Origin of the sequence: Stenotrophomonas sp. HMWF023 (assembly GCF_003060985.1) — a bacterium.
GTDB lineage: Bacteria > Pseudomonadota > Gammaproteobacteria > Xanthomonadales > Xanthomonadaceae > Stenotrophomonas > Stenotrophomonas lactitubi.
Map to the genome: position 1 here is coordinate 1 of NZ_QAIJ01000008.1, position 4,360 is coordinate 4,360.

At 63.1% G+C, this 4,360-nt stretch carries 5 protein-coding genes; all 5 read left to right on the top strand.

What is annotated here, in order from left to right; genetic code table 11:
* Positions 1–366, top strand: a 366-nt coding sequence (locus tag DBR20_RS00100) for a CBS domain-containing protein (protein ID WP_146186914.1), incomplete at its 5' end; no start/stop codon positions are given.
* A gap of 123 nt (positions 367–489) precedes the next feature.
* The gene (locus tag DBR20_RS00105) at positions 490–1,674 is read left to right on the top strand and encodes a cystathionine gamma-synthase (RefSeq protein WP_100462815.1); all 1,185 of its coding nucleotides are present in this window, start codon (positions 490–492) and stop codon (positions 1,672–1,674) included.
* Positions 1,674–2,468: an ABC transporter permease gene (locus DBR20_RS00110; RefSeq protein WP_108264749.1), complete on the top strand. Its 795-nt coding sequence runs from the start codon at positions 1,674–1,676 to the stop codon at positions 2,466–2,468. Before DBR20_RS00105 ends, DBR20_RS00110 begins: the two co-directional genes overlap by 1 nt.
* Positions 2,458–3,813 (top strand): ABC transporter ATP-binding protein, encoded by a 1,356-nt coding sequence (locus DBR20_RS00115; RefSeq protein ID WP_108264750.1) that lies wholly within the window; start codon positions 2,458–2,460, stop codon positions 3,811–3,813. Before DBR20_RS00110 ends, DBR20_RS00115 begins: the two co-directional genes overlap by 11 nt.
* A partial coding sequence (locus DBR20_RS00120) for a class I SAM-dependent methyltransferase (protein ID WP_146186915.1) occupies positions 3,813–4,360 on the top strand: 548 nt, incomplete at its 3' end. The genes DBR20_RS00115 and DBR20_RS00120, both read left to right, overlap by 1 nt.

Consider the following 4,360-nt stretch of genomic DNA (forward strand, 5'->3'; position numbering starts at 1 on the left):
CTGCGCCCGTACGGCCAGCGCGACACGGTCGTGATCGGCCCGAACGATCTGCTGACCACCGCCTACCAGCGCATGAAGCTGTATGACGTGTCGCAGCTGCCGGTGATGGACGGCGACCAGCTGGTCGGCATCGTCGATGAAAGCGACGTGCTGCTGCATGTCTATGGCGATGAAGCACGCTTCCGCGACCCGGTGGCCACCGCGATGGTCAGCAAGCTGGATCGCCTGGATGTTAAGTCGCCCATCGAGGCGCTGCTGCCGGTGTTCGACCGCGGCCAGGTGGCCATCGTGATGGATGGCAATGCCTTCCTGGGCCTGATCACCCGCATCGACCTGCTGAATTACCTGCGTCGGCGCGTTCAGTAAGGCGTTTATCGCCGCAGATCGCTGCTGAATTCCGGTTTATCCGCGTCAAAGCTCGTTAAGGCCGCGCTGATAGACTCCCGCTCCTTCGACGGCGCCGGTCATCGGCGCCAATCAGGAAACGACATGTCCAACGCTTCTTCCCCGGACCGCGCGCTGGCGCTGGCCACCCTGGCCATCCATGGCGGCCAGTCGCCCGACCCGAGCACCGGCGCGGTGATGCCGCCGATCTACGCCACCTCGACCTATGCGCAGTCCAGCCCGGGCGAGCACCAGGGCTTCGAGTACTCGCGCACGCACAATCCGACCCGCTTCGCCTACGAGCGTTGCGTGGCTTCGCTGGAAGGCGGTACCCGCGGCTTCGCCTTTGCTTCGGGCATGGCCGCAAGCTCGACGGTGATCGAACTGCTGGATGCCGGCAGCCACGTGGTGGCGATGGACGACATCTATGGCGGCAGCTTCCGCCTGTTCGAGCGTGTGCGTCGCCGCACCGCCGGGCTGGACTTCAGCTTTGTCGACCTGACTGATCTGGCGGCGTTCGAAGCGTCGATCACGTCGAAGACGAAGATGGTGTGGATCGAGACCCCCACCAACCCGATGCTGAAGATCGTCGACATCGCCGCGGTCGCCGCCATCGCCAAGCGCCATGGCCTGATCGTGGTGGTCGACAACACCTTCGCCTCGCCGATGCTGCAGCGTCCGCTGGAGCTGGGCGCGGACCTGGTGCTGCACTCGGCCACCAAGTACCTCAATGGCCACTCGGACATGGTCGGTGGCATGGTCGTGGTCGGTGACAACGCCGAACTGGCTGAGCAGATGGCCTTCCTGCAGAATTCTGTGGGTGGCGTGCAGGGGCCGTTCGACAGCTTCCTGGCGCTGCGTGGCCTGAAGACCCTGCCGCTGCGCATGAAGGCGCACTGCGCCAACGCGATGGCGCTGGCACAGTGGCTGGAAAAGCACCCGGCGGTGGAAAAGGTGATCTACCCGGGCCTGGCCTCGCACCCGCAGCATGCGCTGGCGGGCAAGCAGATGAACGGCTACGGCGGCATCGTCTCGATCGTGCTGAAGGGCGGTTTCGAAGCGGCCAAGCGCTTCTGCGAGAAGACCGAACTGTTCACCCTGGCCGAGTCGCTGGGTGGGGTGGAAAGCCTGGTCAACCACCCGGCGGTGATGACTCATGCCTCGATCCCGGTGGCACGCCGTGAGCAGCTGGGCATCAGCGATGCGCTGGTGCGGCTGAGCGTGGGTGTGGAGGATCTGGGGGACCTGCAGCTGGATCTGGAACAGGCGCTGACGCAGAAGGTCGGCTGATGGGGATTCTCTCGGTATTCGGCAAGCATCGCTCGCTGACCTTCGAGCTGAGCCAGCGCGAAGTCCTGGGCCGTTACCGCGGCGCCAGTTTTGGTCTGCTGTGGTCGCTGATCAGCCCTTTCCTGATGCTGTTGGTCTACACCCTGGCTTTCGGCTTCGTCATGAAGGGGCGTTGGCCGGGCTCCACCGGTTCGACCACCGATTTCGCCCTGATCCTGTTCGCGGGCCTGACCGTGCACGGCTTCTTCGCCGAGTGCTTCACCCGCGCACCGCAGTTGATCGTTTCCAATACCGGCTATGTGAAGCGGGTGGTGTTCCCGCTGGATATCCTTGTCTGGAGCATGACCTTCTCGGCATTGTTCCACCTGTTGATGAACATGGTGGTGCTGCTGCTGCTGCAATTGTTCATCAAGGGCAGCGTTCCGGCCACGGCAGCCCTGCTGCCGCTGGTGGTGATGCCGCTGGTGATCCTGACGGTGGGCATCGGCTGGATCGTGTCATCGCTGGGTGTCTACCTGCGCGACATCGGCCAGATCGCCGGCGTGATCGCGGCAGCGATGCTGTTCCTGTCATCGGCCATCGTGCCGGTTGAATCCGTACCCGAAAGCTACCGCATCGTGTTCGAACTGAACCCGCTGACTTTCATCATCGACCAGGTGCGCGAAGTGGTGATCTGGGGCCGTATGCCCGACTGGGCAGGGCTTGGCATCTACACGCTCATCGCCTGCACGGTCGCCCTGCTGGGCCATCGCATGTTCAACAAGCTGCGCGTGGGTTTTGCCGATGTCCTCTGACCGTATCGACAATGACGTCGTCATCGACGTACAGGGCGTGGGCAAGTCGTACCACATGTACGAGCGTCCCTCGCACCGTCTCCTGCAGGCCCTGGCGGGCAAGCGCAAGTCCTTCTACAAGGATTTCTGGGCACTGCGTGGTGTCAGTTTCTCGATCCGTCGTGGGCAGACCGTGGGCATCGTCGGTCGCAACGGCTCGGGCAAATCCACGCTGCTGCAGATGATCGCCGGTACCCTCAACCCGACCGAAGGCCACATCACGGTCAAGGGTCGCGTGGCGGCGCTGCTGGAGCTTGGTAGTGGTTTCAACCCGGAATTCACCGGGCGCGAGAATGTCTATCTCAACGCCACGATCCTGGGCCTGACCCGGCCCCAGATCGAAGCGCGCATGGACAGCATCCTTGCCTTCGCCGACATCGGTGAGTTCATTGACCAGCCGGTGCGCAGCTACTCCAGCGGCATGTCGGTGCGGCTGGCCTTCGCGGTGATCGCCCACGTCGATGCCGACATCCTGATCATCGATGAGGCGCTTGCCGTAGGCGATGCCTTCTTCTCGCAGAAGTGCATGCGTTTCCTGCGCGAGTTCCAGAAGAACGGCACGCTGCTGTTCGTCAGTCACGATGCGGCGGCGGTGACCAACCTCTGCGAGAGTGCGGTATGGCTCCAGAATGGTCAGATGCGCCTGTCCGGTACGTCGCAGCAGGTGATCGAGGCGTACATGACCGAGCAGCATGTGGTCGGGCGTCGCGAAGCCGGTGTCGAGGACGTCAAGGTGGAAAAGAAGTCGCGCAGGCTCGCGTCCGATGCCCCCGACTTCCGTCATGATGCCCTGCGCGAAGCGGGCGTCAGCAACCGGATCGCCCTGTTCGAATTCGACCCGGAAAACGTCGGCCAGGAGTTTGGCACGCAGGGTGCGCGCATCGTCGATGTGGCACTGACCGATCAGGACGGCGCACCGCTGGGCATGGCCGAGGGTGGCGAGCTGGTCCGCCTGCGCGTCCGGGTTGAGCTCATGCAGCCGCTGCACAGCCTCATCGTTGGCTTCTACGTGAAGGATCGACTGGGCCAGAGATTGTTTGGCGACAACAGCTATTTCGCCTGCAAGGACGCACCGGTGGGTGGGCAGGCCGGTGAGTCTGTCGTGGCTTCGTTCCTGTTCCGCATGCCGGTAATGCCGTCCGGCTCTTACATGATCGATGCAGCGGTGGCCTCCGGTGACCAGCACGACCACACCCAACAGCACTGGATTCATGACGCGCTGGAGTTCCGCGCGATCGACGAGACCATGCGTTTCGGCCTGGTGGGGTTGCCCATGCTTGCCATCGAAGTCACCAAGGAATCCTGATGATCGAGTTCACCGGCGAACGCTTCGTCCCCACCGAACACGGTGTCATCCGCCAGGAACATCTGCATCGATATGCGTGGTGTCTTCCCCTGGTGGAAGGCAAGGACGTGCTCGATGTGGCCAGCGGCGAAGGCTACGGCAGCGCGATGCTTGCCGGACGCGCGCGTTCTGTCCGCGGTGTCGACATCTCCAATGATGCCGTTGCGCATGCGGGCGAACGTTATGCCGACATAGCGAACCTGAAGTACCTGCAGGGCTCCGCCGCGGCCATTCCGCTTCCCGATGACAGTGTTGATGTCGTGGTGTCGTTCGAGACCATCGAGCACCTGTACGAGCAGGAAGAAATGATGTCCGAGATCCGCCGCGTTCTGCGGCCGGATGGCGTGATGATCATGTCCTCGCCCAACAAGGAGGTCTACTCCGATCGTGCCGGCTACCACAACGAGTATCACGTCAAGGAACTGTACCTGGAGGAGTTCCGCACGCTTGTCGGGCGGTATTTCCCGGCGATGCACCTGTGCGGTCACCGGATGTCGGTCTGTTCCAC

What these genes read in the sequence shown, in the direction of transcription:
- DBR20_RS00105 (WP_100462815.1), top strand. Translation starts at nt 490, where the DNA reads ATGTCCAACGCTTCTTCCCCGGACCGCGCGCTGGCGCTGGCCACCCTG.
- DBR20_RS00110 (WP_108264749.1), top strand. Translation starts at nt 1,674, where the DNA reads ATGGGGATTCTCTCGGTATTCGGCAAGCATCGCTCGCTGACCTTCGAG.
- DBR20_RS00115 (WP_108264750.1), top strand. Translation starts at nt 2,458, where the DNA reads ATGTCCTCTGACCGTATCGACAATGACGTCGTCATCGACGTACAGGGC.